The following is a 2,521-nucleotide window of genomic DNA, read 5'->3' as shown; positions in this document are numbered from 1 at the left end:
GGCGAGCAGCTCCTCCTGGGTGGCGGCCACGTCGTCCACGAGGCCGTTCTCCCGGGCAGGCTCAGAAGAACACCGACCTCAGAAAAACACCGACCGCGTCTGCACCAGCGGCTTGGCCCCTCCCGTCTGCTGCCCTCGCACTGCTCCGCAGGCTTCGAACAGCTGCGCCGGACTCCGTCCGGCGGCTTGGAGCGCCCGGCGGGCTGTGGCGAACGTCGGCGTCAGAAGAACACCGACCGCCGCTGCACCAGCAGCTTGTACAGGGTGTGCTGGATCTGCTCCCTGACCTGGTCGGTCAGGTTGAACATCAGCATCGGGTCCTCGGCCGCCTCCGGCGGATAGCCGTCCGTGAGGATCGGCTCACCGAACTGGATCGTCCACTTGGTCGGCAGCGGCATCGCCCCGAGCGGCCCGAGCCACGGGAACGTGGGCGTGATCGGGAAGTACGGAAAGCCCAGCAGCCGCGCGACCGTCTTGGCGTTGCCGATCATCGGATAGATCTCCTCCGCCCCGACGATCGAGCAGGGCACGATCGGCGTCCCCGCGCGCAGCGCCGTCGAGACGAAACCACCGCGGCCGAAGCGCTGGAGCTTGTAGCGGTCCGCGAAGGGCTTGCCGAGACCCTTGAAGCCCTCCGGCATCACCCCGACCAGTTCGCCCTGCTGCAGCAGCCGGGACGCGTCCTCGGCACACGCCAGGGTGTGACCCAGCTTGCGGGCCAGCTCGTTGACCACCGGCAGCATGAACACCAGGTCCGCGGCGAGCAGCCGCAGATGCCGGCCCGCCGGGTGGTTGTCGTGCACGGCGACCTGCATCATCAGGCCGTCCATCGGCAGCGTTCCGGAGTGGTTGGCGACGATCAGGGCGCCGCCCTCGGACGGGATGTTCTCGATGCCCTTCACCTCGACCCGGAAGTACGTGTCGTACAGCGGTCGCAGCAGGGACATCAGGACCTGGTCGGTGAGCTCCTCGTCGTAGCCGAAGTCGTCGACCTCGTAGTCCCCGGTGAGGCGGCGGCGCAGGAAGGCGAGGCCGCCCGCGATCCGCCGTTCCAGCCCGCCCTCGCCGTCCCGGGAAGGCTCCGGCGGCTGTTCCTCAGAAGTCACAGGAACATCATCCTGCGGAACAGCCCTGGTGGGCAGGGGCTGCACCTCACGTACCGGCACGGACTCCGCGCCCGAGCGGCGGTTCCCGGCGCTCCGGCGCCGCTGGGGACGCTGCACGGCGCTCCCCCGGGACCGGTCGTCGTCGAACGGAATGACCTTGGCGTCCGCCATCGTTGATGCGCTCCTCAGTTGGCGCTCTGCGTCGGGGAGTGTCCGCCGCCCGCGAGAGGCGAGTCGGCGATCCGGTCGACGGCCCCCGCAAGGGCCTCCGGCGGAAGAAGTCCGGGGCCCTGGCTGCGGGCGAAGTCCGCGAACGTCTCCGCGGTCGTGTACTTGGGCTGGAATCCCAGCGTCTCGCGCATCTGGCCCGTGGCCACCACCCGGCCGTGTGTGAGCAGCCGGATCTGCTCGGGCGAGAAATCCGTCATGCCCAGCGTACGCACCAGCGAGCCCGCCCACGTGACGGCCGGCAGCAGCAGGGGCACGGTGGGCCGCCCGAGGCGCCGGGAGCACTGGGAGAGCAGCAGCACACCGTCGCCGGCGATGTTGAAGGTGCCGCTGTTGAGCGTGCCCCGCCGGGGTTCGTGCGAGCCGATCCGCAGCACCTCGACCACATCGTCCTCGTGCACGAACTGCAGCCGCGGGTCGTAGCCGAACACCGTCGGCAGGACCGGCAGCGCGAAGTACGAGACGAGCGGGGTGTCCGCGGTCGGGCCCAGGATGTTGGCGAACCGCAGCACGCACACGGCCACATCGGGCCTGCGTCGCGCGAAGCCGCGGACGTAGCCCTCGACCTCGACGGTGTCCTTGGCGAAGCCGCCGCTGGGCAGGGACTTGGGCGGGGTCGTCTCGGTGAACACGGCCGGGTCGCGGGGCGCGGAGCCGTAGACGTTGGTGCTGGACTTCACGACCAGCCGTTGCACGGACGGGGACTTCTGGCAGGCACCGAGCAGCTGCATGGTGCCGATGACGTTGGTCTCCTTCAGGGAGGCCCGGTTGCCGCTGCCCAGCGGCGTGCCCGTCACGTCCAGGTGGACGATCGTGTCGGCGCCCGTCTCGGCGAGCACCCGCGCGATCCCGGGCTGCCGGATGTCGGCCTGGATGAAGTCCGCACCGCCCAGATGGTGCTCGGGCGGCACCGCGTCCACGGCGACGACCCGGTCGACCTCGGGGTCCCGCTGGATCCGCCTGACGAACCGGCCCCCCAGCTGGCGGGCCACTCCGGTCACGAGCACGACCTTGCCCAAGATCAGCGCCTTCCTTCCAGAACGTCTTGCCCCCGCCGCGTTCCCCCGTGGGGCCAACTTAGCGGGTTGTCGTTGCGCTGTGATGACCGCCCGATGCGTGAAGTGACCGAAGCAGCCGGACGCAGGAGCGCCGGGCCGCGGCCGCGGGCCCGAGGCGGATATGCGTGT

General features: G+C 70.4%; 2 protein-coding genes. Both read right to left on the bottom strand.

Annotation, left to right across the window (positions count from 1 at the left end; translation table 11 throughout):
• Window positions 1-221: 221 nt before the first annotated feature.
• Window positions 222-1,277: a 1-acyl-sn-glycerol-3-phosphate acyltransferase gene (locus ABZ281_RS45775; RefSeq protein ID WP_356664352.1), complete on the bottom strand. Its 1,056-nt coding sequence runs from the start codon at window positions 1,275-1,277 to the stop codon at window positions 222-224.
• Window positions 1,278-1,291: 14 nt separating this feature from the next.
• Window positions 1,292-2,353, bottom strand: coding sequence for an NAD-dependent epimerase/dehydratase family protein (locus tag ABZ281_RS45770; RefSeq protein WP_184909394.1), 1,062 nt, complete (start codon window positions 2,351-2,353; stop codon window positions 1,292-1,294).
• Window positions 2,354-2,521 lie beyond the last annotated feature (168 nt).

This window comes from Streptomyces sp. NPDC006265 (assembly GCF_040613555.1).
GTDB lineage: Bacteria > Actinomycetota > Actinomycetes > Streptomycetales > Streptomycetaceae > Streptomyces.
This window is presented reverse-complemented; position numbering and strand designations above follow the sequence as displayed.

Bases quoted from the DNA above. Each gene is read 5' to 3' on its own strand.
- ABZ281_RS45775 (WP_356664352.1), bottom strand. From the start codon at position 1,277: ATGGCGGACGCCAAGGTCATTCCGTTCGACGACGACCGGTCCCGGGGG.